Origin of the sequence: Bdellovibrio sp. ZAP7 (assembly GCF_006874645.1) — a bacterium.
GTDB lineage: Bacteria > Bdellovibrionota > Bdellovibrionia > Bdellovibrionales > Bdellovibrionaceae > Bdellovibrio.
This window is the reverse complement of the sequence record NZ_CP030082.1, coordinates 2385833-2398954: the sequence shown is the minus strand read 5'-3', so window position 1 is coordinate 2398954 and position 13122 is coordinate 2385833. Positions and strand designations below refer to the sequence as shown.

General features: G+C 45.8%; 16 protein-coding genes. 8 read left to right on the top strand and 8 right to left on the bottom strand.

Features of this window, described 5'->3' with window-relative positions; all coding sequences use genetic code 11:
- Positions 1–63: 63 nt before the first annotated feature.
- Together DOM22_RS11575 and arfB are read left to right on the top strand one after the other, a co-directional pair.
- Positions 64–531 (top strand): OsmC family protein, encoded by a 468-nt coding sequence (locus tag DOM22_RS11575; protein WP_246845603.1) that lies wholly within the window; start codon positions 64–66, stop codon positions 529–531.
- Positions 531–935 (top strand): alternative ribosome rescue aminoacyl-tRNA hydrolase ArfB, encoded by a 405-nt coding sequence (gene arfB, locus DOM22_RS11570; RefSeq protein ID WP_246845602.1) that lies wholly within the window; start codon positions 531–533, stop codon positions 933–935. The genes DOM22_RS11575 and arfB overlap by 1 nt, the downstream gene beginning before the upstream one ends.
- Here the strand turns inward: arfB and DOM22_RS11565 are convergent.
- On the bottom strand, positions 932–2170 hold the full coding sequence (locus tag DOM22_RS11565; RefSeq protein ID WP_142700526.1) for an MFS transporter: 1239 nt from the start codon (positions 2168–2170) through the stop codon (positions 932–934). The two genes, arfB and DOM22_RS11565, sit on opposite strands and share 4 nt — an antisense overlap.
- Positions 2171–2222: 52 nt before the next feature.
- On the opposite strand from DOM22_RS11565, the gene DOM22_RS11560 reads away from it, so the two are divergent.
- From DOM22_RS11560 to DOM22_RS11550, 3 genes are read left to right on the top strand one after another with little or no spacing between them, the layout of a single operon-like run.
- Positions 2223–2615, top strand: a complete 393-nt coding sequence (locus tag DOM22_RS11560; protein ID WP_142700525.1) for a hypothetical protein — start codon at positions 2223–2225, stop codon at positions 2613–2615.
- A 16-nt stretch (positions 2616–2631) separates the two neighbouring features.
- Positions 2632–3444 carry a sulfite exporter TauE/SafE family protein gene (locus DOM22_RS11555; protein ID WP_142700524.1) on the top strand — a complete coding sequence of 271 codons (813 nt, stop codon included), beginning with the start codon at positions 2632–2634 and terminating at the stop codon, positions 3442–3444.
- Positions 3444–3830, top strand: coding sequence for a DUF1634 domain-containing protein (locus DOM22_RS11550; protein WP_142700523.1), 387 nt, complete (start codon positions 3444–3446; stop codon positions 3828–3830). Before DOM22_RS11555 ends, DOM22_RS11550 begins: the two co-directional genes overlap by 1 nt.
- Positions 3831–3855: 25 nt before the next feature.
- Here the strand turns inward: DOM22_RS11550 and DOM22_RS11545 are convergent, their stop codons facing one another.
- From DOM22_RS11545 to DOM22_RS11535, 3 genes are all read right to left on the bottom strand, one after another.
- The gene (locus tag DOM22_RS11545; RefSeq protein ID WP_142700522.1) at positions 3856–4986 is read right to left on the bottom strand and encodes a hypothetical protein; all 1131 of its coding nucleotides are present in this window, start codon (positions 4984–4986) and stop codon (positions 3856–3858) included.
- Positions 4983–6206, bottom strand: coding sequence for a M48 family metallopeptidase (locus tag DOM22_RS11540; protein WP_142700521.1), 1224 nt, complete (start codon positions 6204–6206; stop codon positions 4983–4985). Before DOM22_RS11540 ends, DOM22_RS11545 begins: the two co-directional genes overlap by 4 nt.
- A 128-nt stretch (positions 6207–6334) precedes the next feature.
- Positions 6335–6601, bottom strand: a complete 267-nt coding sequence (locus tag DOM22_RS11535) for a hypothetical protein (protein WP_142700520.1) — start codon at positions 6599–6601, stop codon at positions 6335–6337.
- Positions 6602–7195: 594 nt separating this feature from the next.
- Between DOM22_RS11535 and DOM22_RS11530 the strand changes: the two genes are divergently transcribed.
- Together DOM22_RS11530 and DOM22_RS11525 are read left to right on the top strand one after the other, a co-directional pair.
- Positions 7196–7678, top strand: coding sequence for a DUF4442 domain-containing protein (locus tag DOM22_RS11530; protein WP_142700519.1), 483 nt, complete (start codon positions 7196–7198; stop codon positions 7676–7678).
- A 22-nt stretch (positions 7679–7700) separates the two neighbouring features.
- Positions 7701–8135, top strand: a complete 435-nt coding sequence (locus DOM22_RS11525) for a GNAT family N-acetyltransferase (protein ID WP_168196637.1) — start codon at positions 7701–7703, stop codon at positions 8133–8135.
- 79 nt (positions 8136–8214) lie between these two features.
- Here the strand turns inward: DOM22_RS11525 and DOM22_RS11520 are convergent, their stop codons facing one another.
- The 3 genes from DOM22_RS11520 to DOM22_RS11510 all read right to left on the bottom strand — a co-directional run bounded on the left by DOM22_RS11520 (position 8215) and on the right by DOM22_RS11510 (position 11091).
- Positions 8215–9213: a nitronate monooxygenase family protein gene (locus DOM22_RS11520; RefSeq protein WP_142700517.1), complete on the bottom strand. Its 999-nt coding sequence runs from the start codon at positions 9211–9213 to the stop codon at positions 8215–8217.
- Positions 9197–10399, bottom strand: a complete 1203-nt coding sequence (locus DOM22_RS11515) for a voltage-gated chloride channel family protein (protein WP_210415617.1) — start codon at positions 10397–10399, stop codon at positions 9197–9199. Before DOM22_RS11515 ends, DOM22_RS11520 begins: the two co-directional genes overlap by 17 nt.
- Before the next feature lie 65 nt (positions 10400–10464).
- Positions 10465–11091: a TetR/AcrR family transcriptional regulator gene (locus DOM22_RS11510; protein ID WP_142700515.1), complete on the bottom strand. Its 627-nt coding sequence runs from the start codon at positions 11089–11091 to the stop codon at positions 10465–10467.
- Between the two features lie 498 nt (positions 11092–11589).
- Between DOM22_RS11510 and DOM22_RS11505 the strand changes: the two genes are divergently transcribed.
- A complete protein-coding gene (locus DOM22_RS11505) occupies positions 11590–12081 on the top strand; it encodes a helix-turn-helix transcriptional regulator (protein ID WP_246845601.1) in 492 nt (163 codons plus the stop codon).
- Positions 12082–12143: 62 nt separating this feature from the next.
- Here the strand turns inward: DOM22_RS11505 and DOM22_RS11500 are convergent, their stop codons facing one another.
- Positions 12144–13115 (bottom strand): universal stress protein, encoded by a 972-nt coding sequence (locus DOM22_RS11500; protein ID WP_142700513.1) that lies wholly within the window; start codon positions 13113–13115, stop codon positions 12144–12146.
- Between the last annotated feature and the right edge of the window lie 7 nt (positions 13116–13122).

The window sequence follows — 13122 nt, the reverse complement described above, 5'->3', positions numbered from 1 at the left end:
AGAGGGTTTACTTCGTGTGTTATTCAGTCTAGACTGACGCGCAGGGAGGCAAATATGGCCCAGATGGAAACGAAGACGCAGTGGACTGGTAAAGGATTGGCTTTTGCGGCCGAGTCACGTGGAATGAAGTTCGTTATGGACGGAAAGCCTGCTGACGGAAGCGATCAAGGTCCATCTCCAAAGGAAGTATTGCTCGCAAGTATCTGTGCCTGCTCTGGAATGGACGTGGTTTCAATATTGCAAAAAATGCGACTGGATCTTCAATCTTGCGATGTTGATGCGCAAACCGAAACCACCGAAGGCCATCCTGCGATTTTCAAATTAGTTCGCGTTAAATACCAAATCAAAGGCAGCAATATCAAGCCAGAACAGGCAACCAAAGCAGTGGTGCTTTCGATGACGAAGTACTGTGGTGTAACGGCCATGGTGTGTCCAACCTCTCCTGTGGAATTTGAAGTGTTTCTAAACGAAACTAAAATCCATGAAGGCAAAGCGGATTTCACGCCGCACGAAAAGGAATCACATTCTTAATGTTGATTGATGTGTCGCAATTTTATCATGAATTTGATTTCACCTATGCTCGCTCGCGGGGACCGGGTGGGCAAAATGTGAATCGCACCAATTCCGCTGCGATTCTGCGTTGGAATTTGCGCGACTCTCAAGCTTTGCCTGAAAATATTAAAGCACGTCTGTTGGAAAAGTTAGCAGCGCAGCTGACTGTTGATGGCGATATTTTAATTCGCAGTGAAGAGTTCCGTGACCAGGATCAAAATCGTTCCGCCTGCTTAAAAAGACTGCAGGCCTTATTGCAAAAAGCTTTGTTCGTACCTAAAAAACGTGTGGCAACAAAACCGACGCGCAGCTCTGTGCGCAAGCGCCTGGATTCAAAAAAACGTCATTCCGAAGTTAAAGCAGGTCGTAAGAAGCTCTACTAGTGAACCTCTGCAACGACAGGTTCTTGGGGAGTCTTGGATGGGCCTTCAGTGGCTTGAATTCTTCTTGATAAATAGATCGCAAGCAATGTCACGGCAATCGACATGTAACCTACGATTTCATAGTTTTCCAAACGACCCACATCGCTTTTTACGATGATTATTCCCGCCAGGTAGCTTGCCGCCGCCGAAGACAGCTGTTGCACGCAACTGACGATACTCATAAAGCTTCCGCGATTTTGCGGAGAAGCCGTTCCAGAAACCAGTGCTGTGGCAGGAATCATCCGGCCACCAGAAACCACAAAGAATACCGACGTGATCGCTAGAACAATCCATGCAGGATTAGGTCCCAGATTTGTGATGGCAAATATCGGCAAAGTGCAAAGGCCTGCACCATACAAGAAAACTTTGTGCTTACCAAAACTATCTGACATGCGGCCAATCGCCGGCGATGTGAAGATCGTGAACAAGCCACCGATCATATAGATCAAGGGAAGTTGGGCCTCGGTCAGTCCGGCATTGGACACCATCGAGGGTGAAAGATAAGGAACGATCGCAAAGTGACCAAAGATAACGGCAGCCATAAAGATCAAGGCGCGAACCTGATTACGATTCTTAAAGATACGCACCAAGCCCTGATAAACGGCCTCTTTTTGACGAGGGTGTTCCAAGTGACTTTTCACTGAGGGCACACCAAAGTAGGCAACCACACATAAAAACAAAGAAGCGATCCCTAAGAAGAAGAAGGGCGCATGCCACGAGAATTGATTTGCCAGAAATAAGCTAAATGGCACGCCGAAAATCGAAGCTACTGAAAAAGATGTCATGATAACACCCATCGCGGAACCACGACGCTCGTAAGAAATGGCATCGCTGACGATGGAAAGCACCAGAGAACTCAGGACTCCGCCGAAGACTCCTGTCAGTCCGCGGGCCAAAAGCAAAAGTTCATAAGTCGGAGAAAGCGCACACGCCACCGTGCCGACCGAGAATCCGACAAAGAAAAACAGCAAAAGATTCTTGCGATCAAATTTGTCCATGAAGAATGAAGCAGTGAAGCCGCTTAGCCCCGCACAGAAACTGTACGATGACACAAGGAGTCCGAACTGATGGGGAGTGATTCCAAAAAGACGCATCAATTGGGGTCCCAAAGGCATCATGATCATGAAATCCACGATAGAGCTGAATTGAACAGAAGCGAGAATGCCGAGAAGGATTTTTTCTTTTTTGGAAAACACTGCGGGGTCCTTTTGGTTGACGTTATAGAAAAATACCCGATAATCCAACTCTATGGCAACACTAAGTAAAATTTTGAAATCGGTTCTGGGCTTTGTTCTTTTGGTCGCGATTGTTTGGGTTGTTCTTGCGAACTACAGCGTGATCTTTTCAAAAACGGTCGTCGGAGAAGTCATCAATGTGGAACGTGTCGAGCTTCCGGTGGCTTTGATTGCCCGTGCCGGTGGCGAGCTGAATGAAAAAGTGTTTTCCTTCGCTATCAGTATTAAAGATGACACTACCAATGAATTGTTTGCTGCCACATCTGAAGATCGTCAATGGGCGATTGTACAAAAAGGACAATGTGCAGAAGCAGTGTATTTGCCATACCCACCTTGGGAGTTAAAAAAACGCGGAACATATTTTGGTGCCCGCTTAGTTAAATTGTACGAATGCCCGAAAAAGTAAGGTTCTAGGTTTTTTTATGCATGAGATACTTCTTCTAATCACAGCAATCGGGGCGGGCTTCTTGGGAGCTCTCCTTGGCCTGGGAGGAGGTATCATCATCGTGCCTGTTCTCACTCTGGTCTATCACATCGACATCCGCTACGCGATCGCAGCCAGTCTGATCTCCATTGTCGCCACTTCTTCTGGTGCAGCTGCCAGTTACCTTAAAGACTCTCTGACTAATTTACGCTTAGCCGTGTTTTTAGAAATCGGCACAGTCAGCGGCGCAATCGTAGGCTTTTTGCTGGCAACGTACATTAAAGCCCAGTTTCTATTTTTGCTGTTCGGTACATTCTTGTTCTTTTCCGCTCTGATGATGCTAAGAAAACGTCACGAACACTACTCAGCCCATAATCACCCCTGGGCAGAAAAATTAAAATTAGACGGCGGATTCCCCGAAGGCGGCGAGTGGAAGACTTACAAAGTTGAACACGTGCCTCTGGGTTTGTTTGCCATGTTCGGTGCAGGCATCCTATCGGCATTGCTAGGTATCGGCAGCGGAATTTTTAAAGTCCTGGCAATGGATGGCGCCATGAAACTTCCGATCAAGGTTTCATCAGCCACTTCGAATTTCATGATTGGGGTAACAGCATCTGCAAGTGCTGGAGCTTATTTGTTAAAAGGCGACGTACGACCTGAAATCGCGGCACCCGTGGCCGTTGGAATCATCATTGGTTCTATGGCCGGTGCAAAAGCCATGGTAAAAATGCCAGCCGGAATTATTCGTAAGATCTTTGTCGTCGTTTTATCGATCGTATCGGTGCAAATGATTATGAAAGGACTTAAATAATGGCTGTTGAACCTCAACAAGACAAAGTCCTTCATGATCTGGAATTGAAAATTAGCAAAATGCTTCGCAGTGGAGTTTACGTCGCTGGGATGTTGCTGTTGATCGGCTGGCTGTGGCAGTTGTTCAATAGCGGAGATACGTTGGACAACTTTACAACTTACGAATCCAGATCTTTGTTTGAAACCATCCACTGGGCCGTGGTTATGCACGACCGTCCGCTTTTGATTTCATTGGCAGGTTTGGTCGTTCTGGTTTTACTTCCCATCACACGCGTGTTTTTAACGGGTGTCTTATTCGTAAAACAGAAAGATCGTGTCTTAGCAGTGATGGCCTTTGCCGTTTTTGCTTGCTTGGTCGCTTCGTTCTTTTTAGGAATTGATCTTTAGAGTTGGCCGCTCTCTGTAAGGCAGCCTAATTGCGATCATTAATATTGCCGCCGGAAACTCCGCTCAGGATCGAATCAGCTTGAAGAACCTTGCTGTAGTCGGCTGCATATTTGGATTGTTCTTTACGAGCCTCATCCAGTGCTTCTTGAACTTTTCCATCATCTTGTGAAGTAAAACCACTTTCGCCACCAGAGCCACCTGTTAATCTTGGTCTTGGACCATTGCTTAAAAAACTACCCAAGGCGTTGGAAGTTAATGCAGGTGCCGCCATAAATTCACAGAAACTGATCTGGCGACCCTTGAAATCTCTCACTTGTATTGAGGACGACGACAGCAAAGATATAAGTCGTTGTGCTTCTGCCGCCGACTGCGGAGCAACCGCTTCGCTTTGTCTGGCGATTAAAAGCTCCGAAGCATTGTAGAGCATGGCTTCAGTAGTGAGCGCCGGTGGCGTATAAGGAATGCGCTGAATAACCTGGTAAGCTTGTCGGAAATGCGAAGCACAAGAACTTTGCGAGAGTGTCAGCGAAGGTCGTCCGTTATTTATAGCTTCAATATTGAATGCTCTAAGAGTCGCAAACGTCAAAGCGACGGGTCTCCACATGGAACCTATAAATGCATTTTCCAAATCGTTTTGATTGCCCGCAGGCGAATATCCGCGGCGTTGCAATTCACTGAGGTATTCCTTCATCGTGAAATTATATTTCGCATCTAGCGCGATAGAGATTTCATGAAGCAAGATGCTTTCTAATTTGCGCTGACTTAATCTGCCGTTAATAAAGATATAAGTTCTGTTGTTAGAATCTGTCCAGCTGTCCAGATCGCGGGGACCGTTAAAGGACAAAAGATAAATTTTTGAATTCAGTTTTGTACTAAGCGCAGTTGTTTCCGTAGAACGCGGGCAACTGCGGCGCAAAGACTCCGCGGTTGCAGGGGTGACGCCCAGGCTTTTTTGTAAGGATTCTTTATTTTGAAAGACCTGGCAGAAGGTATTATGGATTTTACCCGCAAACACTTGGCTAACCGCCAGATCGATTTGCTTTTGTATTTTCGATGACGGTCGCACTGGAATGGCAGTTCTTTTCCATTCGTCAGCAGCGTACGCGCTCGTTGCAAAACTCAATATCACAAGAACGAGTGAAAGGAGGGATTTCATTCTGCGACCTCTGCTGTAATAGTGATGGGAATCAAAAGCGATAATTTGGTCTTACTAAGTTTAAAAAACGATTTGATATTGAAATGCATTTCAATATCTTTGTTAAGACGAGTCAAACCAACTCTTAAGCGATCAAAGTGCTGTATATTCGGTGTTTCTTCGTAAAGCGCGGTGATGACATCGTCAAAGGCCACTTCTTTGCTGTCGGCTGAAAACAGAGGAAGTAGTTGCCAAAAGAGTTTGGACTTAAAAATCTTTTCGCTCCCATTGATCGTAACAGTTTGACGATCCGCTTGGGCGATAACTTTGCTAGGGATGTTGTTTAGGTATAGCGGAGCTAAAAAGTTTTCCTGCACGGTTTTGTGAGTCAGTCTTTGTACGTGGAACTTAAATCTTTCCAAGCGACTTTCCCTTAGAGGAGACTGCGGAAATAAAAGCACCGCCTGGCGTAAAACCCTTAACATCGAAACCAAGCTCAGCGTCTTTTCCAGTCGGAGAGTTGAAAATTCAAAGTCCTGCGCCTTATTGATAAAGGCAAGACCCATTGCTGCCTGAAGCTTTTCATATTCGCCTTCAAGAGCAGAATCAGGATTCAATGAGGCAATAACCTCAAAGTTTTTCGATAATATCGCAAGCTCCATAATTTCGCCCTTTAAGAACGAAATATCCGCCGCAGACAAATCGTGAGTCAGCGCCATCTGATAGCGTTCCAGCGCCTGCTCAAATCCAAATATAACAAAGTCCGCAAGCATTAAAGCATGCTCACGCTCAATTTCAAAATTAAGACTGTGGTTGGTTCCCGCAACGACGCTTGCATAAAGACTTTTGATCAATGGCAGATCGCGAGTTTCAGTCGCCAAACGCAATTGCTGAATTTTGAGCATTTGCATTTGTTTGATGCTTAAAGGCTCATCCCAAATCACTGAAAGAAGTTGAATCGCCTCCGAATACAGACCTTTTTCTTCCATCAACTTTGCAACAAAAATAAAATGACTGAAATTTTCCCGAGCCGCCAGATCATGGCCAGTGAGTAGCTGATGGGCCTGGTGAAGGTCTCTATCAAGCTCCTGTGGAAGACCCAATTGATGCCAGCACAGTGCTCGATCGCAAAGGGCTTCGATATCTTGAGGAGTGGCCTTTAGCTGCGCATCCAATAAAACCAGAGCGTCGCTGTAACGACCCTCATAGAGTGCTTCTTTGGCTGTTTTTGGCAGTGACATGGGAACGCTCCTTGGTAAGCTAAACTGTTTCAAATCCCATGCTTAGACAGCTTCACTATAAGAGAAATGAAGGGGAGAAATAGCCCCTTCGCTCCCAATCTGCGGATCCATGTTAAAAAGTTAGTCACCTACTGGTAGCAAAGAATCTTTCCAGAAATACAATAAACCGGGACATTAAAAGCAGAATGTGTCTGGCTTTCAATCACATCCCAAGTCAAAGACCCCAATCCCTGGCAAGTACGATTGGCTTTATCAGTAAAATTCTGCTGTGCCGACTTTGCATGGTCCTCAATCGTAGCTTTAAAGTAACTAGAACAAGCCCGAATAGAAAACACCTGATCCGCGCGAGCATTAATCCCAAAACCCAACAAAACGATCATCAAAAAAGCCTTCATAAATCAATACCTCCGTTGCCCAAAAAATATTCCAAACAGAGCCCAACGGTCCACGTACAAAACCGAACAAAATTACAATGAAATTCCTACGCGCCCTCATTGGGATCTCCCGTTCGAATCCCAGTTTCGAAGGCTGCTAGGGAGAGGTACTTATGTAAGTCGACCTCCGTCGGCGCATAGTCAAAAATAGCAGGATGCTATTTTTGCGCGAAGCCCGAAGGGGCAAGGGCAGAAGCCCTTGACATCCGCGAACCCGCCAAAGGCGGGCGACGGTTGAGCCCTGGATGGCGCGTCGACTTAAATTAAAAAATTAAATAAGTACCTCTCCCTCGAGGCCGCATCGGAGCTGGGGAGATAAAAAGGAAACCCCCGGTTGCAAAAGTTCTTCCTTAAGCGAACTTGAATCGGGGGTCTATGAGATCAGCTCCGTCAAGGGGAAGTGTGTTCAGAGGGAATGAGAACTGAGGGATCCGCTTCCCGTGAGAGCTGTCTGTCTAAGGATATTGTCTCCTTCTAAGTGGAAAATGTCAAAATAGTCCGCCCTCAGTGAAAAGTGCTGGCCCTTCTCTGGTCTCGAGTCTTAAGATAAAGGGCATGAATACAAAAATTTTCAAATTTAATGCCTTCTTAGCTGTCTATGGTCTTTTAAAAATTCCTCTTTTAGTTTTCATCGGCCCTAAAGTGGTTGAGATGACGGATAAGAAGTTCGTAATCAAAATTCCATTGGGCTATCGCACAAAAAATCATCTGAACTCGATGTACTTTGGTGCTTTGGGAGTAGGCGCAGAACTTTCTATCGCAGCCCCGGCGGTGCAGGTGATCGCCGAAAGCAAGCAAAAGATCGATTTCATTTTTAAAGACTTTACTGCGCAGTATGGAAAGCGCGCGGATGGCGATGTTCATTTTATCTGTGATGAAGTGGAAGCTGTAAAATCTTTGATCGAAGAGGCTAAGAAAAATCCAGAACGTCTGGAAAGAAAAATGAAAGGCTACGCGATTGTTCCAAGCAAAAGCCAAGAGCCCGTCATGACGTATGAGCTGACTTTGTCGGTTCGTAATAGATCACTGAAGTCTTAAACTGATTTCTGAGGTTTTCCTTGTGGGTATCGAAGTTAAAGAGATCAAATATGCTTCCAGCGAGTACCAGCTAGAAGTTAATCTAAGGCATGAAGTTTTGCGAAAACCATTGGGACTTAAATTTTCCCAAGAAGATTTGCGTGCCGAGAAAGACGACGTTCATTTGGGTGCCTTTCGCGGCAAAGCTTTGTTCGGGTGCCTGCTTTTAAGAAAAGTCAGCGACACGGTTGTGAAGATGCGCCAAGTGGCTGTCGATCCGCATGCTCAAGGCACCGGTGTTGGCAGAATTCTGGTTGAAGCATCTGAAGCCAAGGCCCGAGAGTTGAGATATAAAGAAATCGAATTGAATGCTCGCGAAACGGCCGTTCCGTTTTATTTGAAGCTTGGCTATGAGGTCGTCGGTGAAACCTTTGGTGAAGTGGGTCTTCCGCATAAGAAAATGCGCAAAAGTTTATAAAAAAAAGACACAGAACTCTGTGTCTTTTTTTTGCGAACAAGCACTTCGGCTGCGTGCAACAAGAAACAGGACCTGGCACCTATTTGATGCCGAGTTGGTTTAAGTTATTCACGCTTTCTTCGTATTCAGAAATCAGTTTTTTATAGATCTCACGCACCGTCAGAATTTCTTCGACTAAGCCCACGGACTGTCCTGCAGTCCAAACTGTTTTCCAAGTTGGTTTCACCGCAGCTTCTTCTAAAGACTTCATACCCATCAAGTGAATCAACGGGACCATATATTTTTTTGTAAGTTTGTGGTCTTTTAAAACCTTCATTGCCCAAGGTAAGTCCGTACCCATTTTTTGCACGTAAGGTGTGTTGATCACGGCGGCAGGGGTGCCCGACACTCGTGTCGTCATCACGATATCTTCTGGCGTGGATTTGATAATGGCGTCTTTGTAGGCTTGATCGACGTTGGCTTCTTTGCTTGCGATAAAGCGGGTTCCCACGCTGACGCCAGAAGCTCCCAGTGCCATACATGCAGCTATCATTGAGCCATGAGAAATACCGCCGGCTGCGATGATAGGAATATTCAAGCGAGTTTTAAGCCAAGGAATCAAAACCAGAGGGGAGATGGGGCCCGCATGACCCCCAGCGCCCGCGCCGACGGCGATTACGCCATCCGCACCCAAGTCTTGAACTTTCAAAGCGTGATCCAGGTTCGTCACATCACAAAAAACTTTAGCGCCATTTTTATGGGCTTCTTGAATCACAGTTTTAGGATTGCCCAAAGAAGTGATGAAAAGATTCACCCCGTGATCCAAGGCGATTCTTAAATCATCATTTTGGCGCGTGTTCGATTTATTAACGATAATGTTAAGCCCAATCGGTTTTTTCGTTTTTTCGCGCATTTCTTTTAAAGCAGCGGCGTAATTTTCCAAAGGGCGATAATTCAAAGCGGGGAAGGTGCCAATACCACCAGCTTCACTGGCTTCAGAGACGATATCCGCATTGCTTACCAAAAACATCGGAGCTGCGATGATAGGAAAATCAATTCCCATCATTTCAGTAAAGGGAGTTTTAATTTGTTTCAACATGCTTTTTTACCCCAATTCTTTGCGAATGATAAATGCCTTTGTGACCCGAGCAGAGATAACTAACGATGCAAGCAATCGCACAGAAAACGGCGCCTTGAGTTCCAAAAAGCTCCATGGCCATTACTGTGCACGCCAGAGGTGTGTTGGCTGCGCCTGCGAAAACTCCCACAAATCCCATTCCACTTAAGAGTGACATTGGTAAGGGAAGAATCCAAGACAAAGCATTGCCTAATGTCGCACCCACAAAAAATAACGGCGTGACCTCGCCACCTTTAAATCCGGAGCCTAAGGTGACCGCGGTGAACAAGGTCTTTAAAATAAAGTCATAGGCTGGAACATGTCGATTAAAAGTTTCAACGATAACGGGTAAGCCCAATCCCAAATAGCGATCCGATTGCATCAAAGCGGCCAGAACAATCACAATGATTCCGCCGACAAAGGCGCGTACCATCGGATTACTCACGCCATTTTTAAAAAGACGAATCATATGGTGCAGGCTTTGTGAAAAAAGTCGCGCGCACAAACCAAAAGCAATCCCCGCAAAAACCGCATAACCCAGAGGAGCTAATTCTAAAGGTGCGAATTCTGAAATTTTATAAACAGTGTGATGAATGCCCCATAAAGAAGTCACGCGGTCCGCGATGATCGCCGAAGCAAAGCAGGGCAACAGGGCCGCATAGCGGAGGCGACCCACACGCAAAACTTCCAAACCAAAAATCGCTCCTGCCAAGGGAGTTCCAAATACAGAGGCAAACCCGGCAGAGATGCCCGCCATCAACAAGATTTTTCGCTGTTGTCCTTCGAACTTAAACACATGCGTGAGCTGGTCCGATAGTGAGGCACCCATTTGCACAGCAGTGCCTTCGCGTCCCGCGGAGCCACCGAAAAGATGAGTGATCAAAGTCCCAAGTAAAACCAGAGGAGTCATGCGCAAGGGAACGACTTGTTTGGGGCTGTGAATCTCATCTAGAATTAAATCCGTTCCCGCCATCACAGCTTTTCCATGACGATGATAAAGCCACGCGACTAATATTCCCGCGACGGGCAGCAAGAAAAGTAGAGCAGGGTATTCAAGACGAGTTTTAGTGACGAAATCAAGGGAAGCTAAGAATCCCGCAGAGGCAGTTCCGGCCAGAGCGCCGATAACTAAAGACAAACCAAACCACTGCAGTACTGCTTTAAACAAAAAATCCCCCTCGATACATTCAGCATACGAGGAGGATTTATAAAGTCACAAGGTTTTTCTTATGACTAAGGTTTTAGATAACGATTGATCAAAATGAACACTTCTTTTTTGATTTCGTTTTCTCTTTCCGGAGATTGTGGACCCAAAAGACTTAATTGCAGGATGTTATTGAAGCTGCTCACAATGAACAGTGCAATCATCTCGCGATCGCGCCCTGGGATTTGCGGCATATGCGCTAACACGGCTTTTTGATAATGTTCAAAGAACACGCGGCGAGTTTCCCAATAATCGAGCATTCCTTGAACGCCTTGAAGGGCTGTTCTTAGAGGGCGATTGTCATGGAAACGCGCAAAACCGATATCGATAAATGCGTGGATTTTAGTATCCAAGTCATGTGTCGTTAGTTTTGCTAAGTTCTCTTCAATATATATCAAGTCTTTTTGCAGAAGATCATCGATAACCGCCGCGACGATGGCTTCCTTGTTTGCAAAGAACTGATATAACGATCCGATACTTACACCGGCCATCTCCGCAATCTTATCTGTAGTGATTGCGTGATATGGTTCCTGTACTAATAGTCGTGCACAGGATTCAACAATGCTCGCCACTGTTTCTTTCGAGCGTTTTTGCACCGGAATTTTCAACATATACTTTTTATCCGGATTCGAGTGGCTTACTGGACTGGCACCCATACTTCCTCCTTGTCTGAGGTTTTATTAACTTGGCTCAGGTTCATATTCGGTCAGAGCGGTTTAATATTCAATACCAGTAGTTCAAGTATCAATTAGCAGTACCAAGGAGTCGGCATGGGGTACATGCGAGAATTTTTTCTGAACCATTGGCTTATTCTGATACGGCATCAAATTGCGGCTCGTTTATTACATGGACGCAATAAATCCACCCGGAAAACGGCATTTTTCCGAAATTTATACGGATTATTCGCACATAAGTTTCACGATTTCCATGAGATTCCAGAGGAGAATCCTTAGGTTCCTTCTTACATTTTAGTAATAAATCAAGCAAGCTCCTGTGATCTTGCAATATGAAACCCTCTCGTCCGCCATGCCTAGTCATTGTGCAATCGACCTTGGACCTCACATTTAAAAAAGTTCAAGAAAACATGATCGAGATCATCCTCGGTTTTAGGCGGTAAATGACATAATATACTTAGTTGGATGGAGGATCTGCAAATGTGCACAGGTGACAAACTTAGTATTTGTATCCGCAATAGTAAAAATGAAGTTCTATTTCAGAACGAAGCTTCGCAGAAGACTTGTGGTTCTAAGGCACCGGGTGTTTGCGGAAATACCGCGTGTGCAGAGATGATGAAGCAGGTGGAAGAGACTTCGCCGATCCAAGATGGCATGAAGCTTCACAAAGGCCAGCACATTGAAGGTCAATTCGTCGATGTGATGTTGGTAAAAGACGGCGAGAATGTGATGACGTTCCTTTACCCAATTAAAAACGAAGCCGAGAAGCTAGCCGCTCAAGAAGCTTTCTTCGTGAATAAAGGTCTCACTCCTAGTGAAATTCGCATCATGCGCATGGTGACCTCAGGAATGACGAATCAACAAATCGCTGATAAACTCTTTATCTCGAAAGCGACTTTGAAAACTCATTTGAATAACGCTTATAAAAAACTTCCACCATCCATGCGCCCCACACAGGGTCGCGTCGCATAAGGTTCTAAAAACGAAAGGGCTCCCTCTGGAGCCCTTTTTTAGTTCTCATGTTCAAATTTAATTTAAGGCGCAGCTGCATCGCCAAAGCGATCTTCCACATGATCGTAAAAGTGACGAGTCAGAACATACACCGGACATTCTGCCTGGCGAACCACGTTGCGAGTGAAGCTGCCTAGTATGGCAGAACTTAACGGTCCGCTCTGTGCTTCCATCACCACCAAACCAACATCGTGCTGGGGTATAGCTTCCAAGATCGCCTCATCCACAGACTTATAGGAACTATCAATGTGATATTGCGCCACCACACCTTCGCTGCGTGCCCAAGAGATCCAGTGTTCGGCGCGCTGGGATTGGTGCTCAATTTGTTGCTGGACTATTTGTTCGAGGGTCAGCATCTTGCCTTTAAAGTTGTAAACGCGCGGGCGCGTGTCCATCTCGAACAGACTTTCAATCGGGCGGGCGATGCAGTGAAACAGAGTTACTTCGGCATTAAACTTTTTAGCCAGATCTAAAACATGGCGATAGTTTTCTTTGGAGTGATCACCGAACTCTGTCGGGAACAGAATATTTGAAATTGGCTTTTGCGTGGTGTGTGCGCCGACAACAAAAACCGGGACATCTGATTCTAAAAGCAGACTTTCCGCAAAACTTCCCAAGAGGAAGCGTTGGAAGCCCTGGCGTCCATGACTGCCCACCACGATCAGATCAGCGTGGGTGCGGTCGGCATAGGCCGAGAGCGTTTCAGCAGCGCCAGCGTGAGATTGTGAGGCATGGGGAATGACTTTGGGTTCAAGCAAGAAGCTTAAGTCATAATCGCCCAGGACTTCTTTAAATAGTGCTTCCGCGGTGCGGGAGTGATCTGTCACCCACGTCGGAACTTCATAACTGGGGAGCACGATTTCGTTTTCTCGAAGAAGATAAACGGGTTCTATATCTGCGCCGGTGCTTTCATGTAGGCGGCTTAGATATGAAGCCATTCTTTGATTGAGCTCTTTATTGTCTTCAAAGGCATCCATAGCCCAGATGATTCTCATTCCGACC

Bases quoted from the DNA above. Each gene is read 5' to 3' on its own strand.
- DOM22_RS11575 (WP_246845603.1), top strand. From the start codon at position 64: ATGGAAACGAAGACGCAGTGGACTGGTAAAGGATTGGCTTTTGCGGCC.
- arfB (WP_246845602.1), top strand. From the start codon at position 531: ATGTTGATTGATGTGTCGCAATTTTATCATGAATTTGATTTCACCTAT.
- DOM22_RS11560 (WP_142700525.1), top strand. From the start codon at position 2,223: ATGGCAACACTAAGTAAAATTTTGAAATCGGTTCTGGGCTTTGTTCTT.
- DOM22_RS11555 (WP_142700524.1), top strand. From the start codon at position 2,632: ATGCATGAGATACTTCTTCTAATCACAGCAATCGGGGCGGGCTTCTTG.
- DOM22_RS11550 (WP_142700523.1), top strand. From the start codon at position 3,444: ATGGCTGTTGAACCTCAACAAGACAAAGTCCTTCATGATCTGGAATTG.
- DOM22_RS11545 (WP_142700522.1), bottom strand. From the start codon at position 4,986: ATGAAATCCCTCCTTTCACTCGTTCTTGTGATATTGAGTTTTGCAACG.
- DOM22_RS11540 (WP_142700521.1), bottom strand. From the start codon at position 6,206: ATGTCACTGCCAAAAACAGCCAAAGAAGCACTCTATGAGGGTCGTTAC.
- DOM22_RS11535 (WP_142700520.1), bottom strand. From the start codon at position 6,601: ATGAAGGCTTTTTTGATGATCGTTTTGTTGGGTTTTGGGATTAATGCT.
- DOM22_RS11530 (WP_142700519.1), top strand. From the start codon at position 7,196: ATGAATACAAAAATTTTCAAATTTAATGCCTTCTTAGCTGTCTATGGT.
- DOM22_RS11520 (WP_142700517.1), bottom strand. From the start codon at position 9,213: ATGTTGAAACAAATTAAAACTCCCTTTACTGAAATGATGGGAATTGAT.
- DOM22_RS11510 (WP_142700515.1), bottom strand. From the start codon at position 11,091: ATGGGTGCCAGTCCAGTAAGCCACTCGAATCCGGATAAAAAGTATATG.
- DOM22_RS11505 (WP_246845601.1), top strand. From the start codon at position 11,590: ATGTGCACAGGTGACAAACTTAGTATTTGTATCCGCAATAGTAAAAAT.
- DOM22_RS11500 (WP_142700513.1), bottom strand. From the start codon at position 13,115: ATGAGAATCATCTGGGCTATGGATGCCTTTGAAGACAATAAAGAGCTC.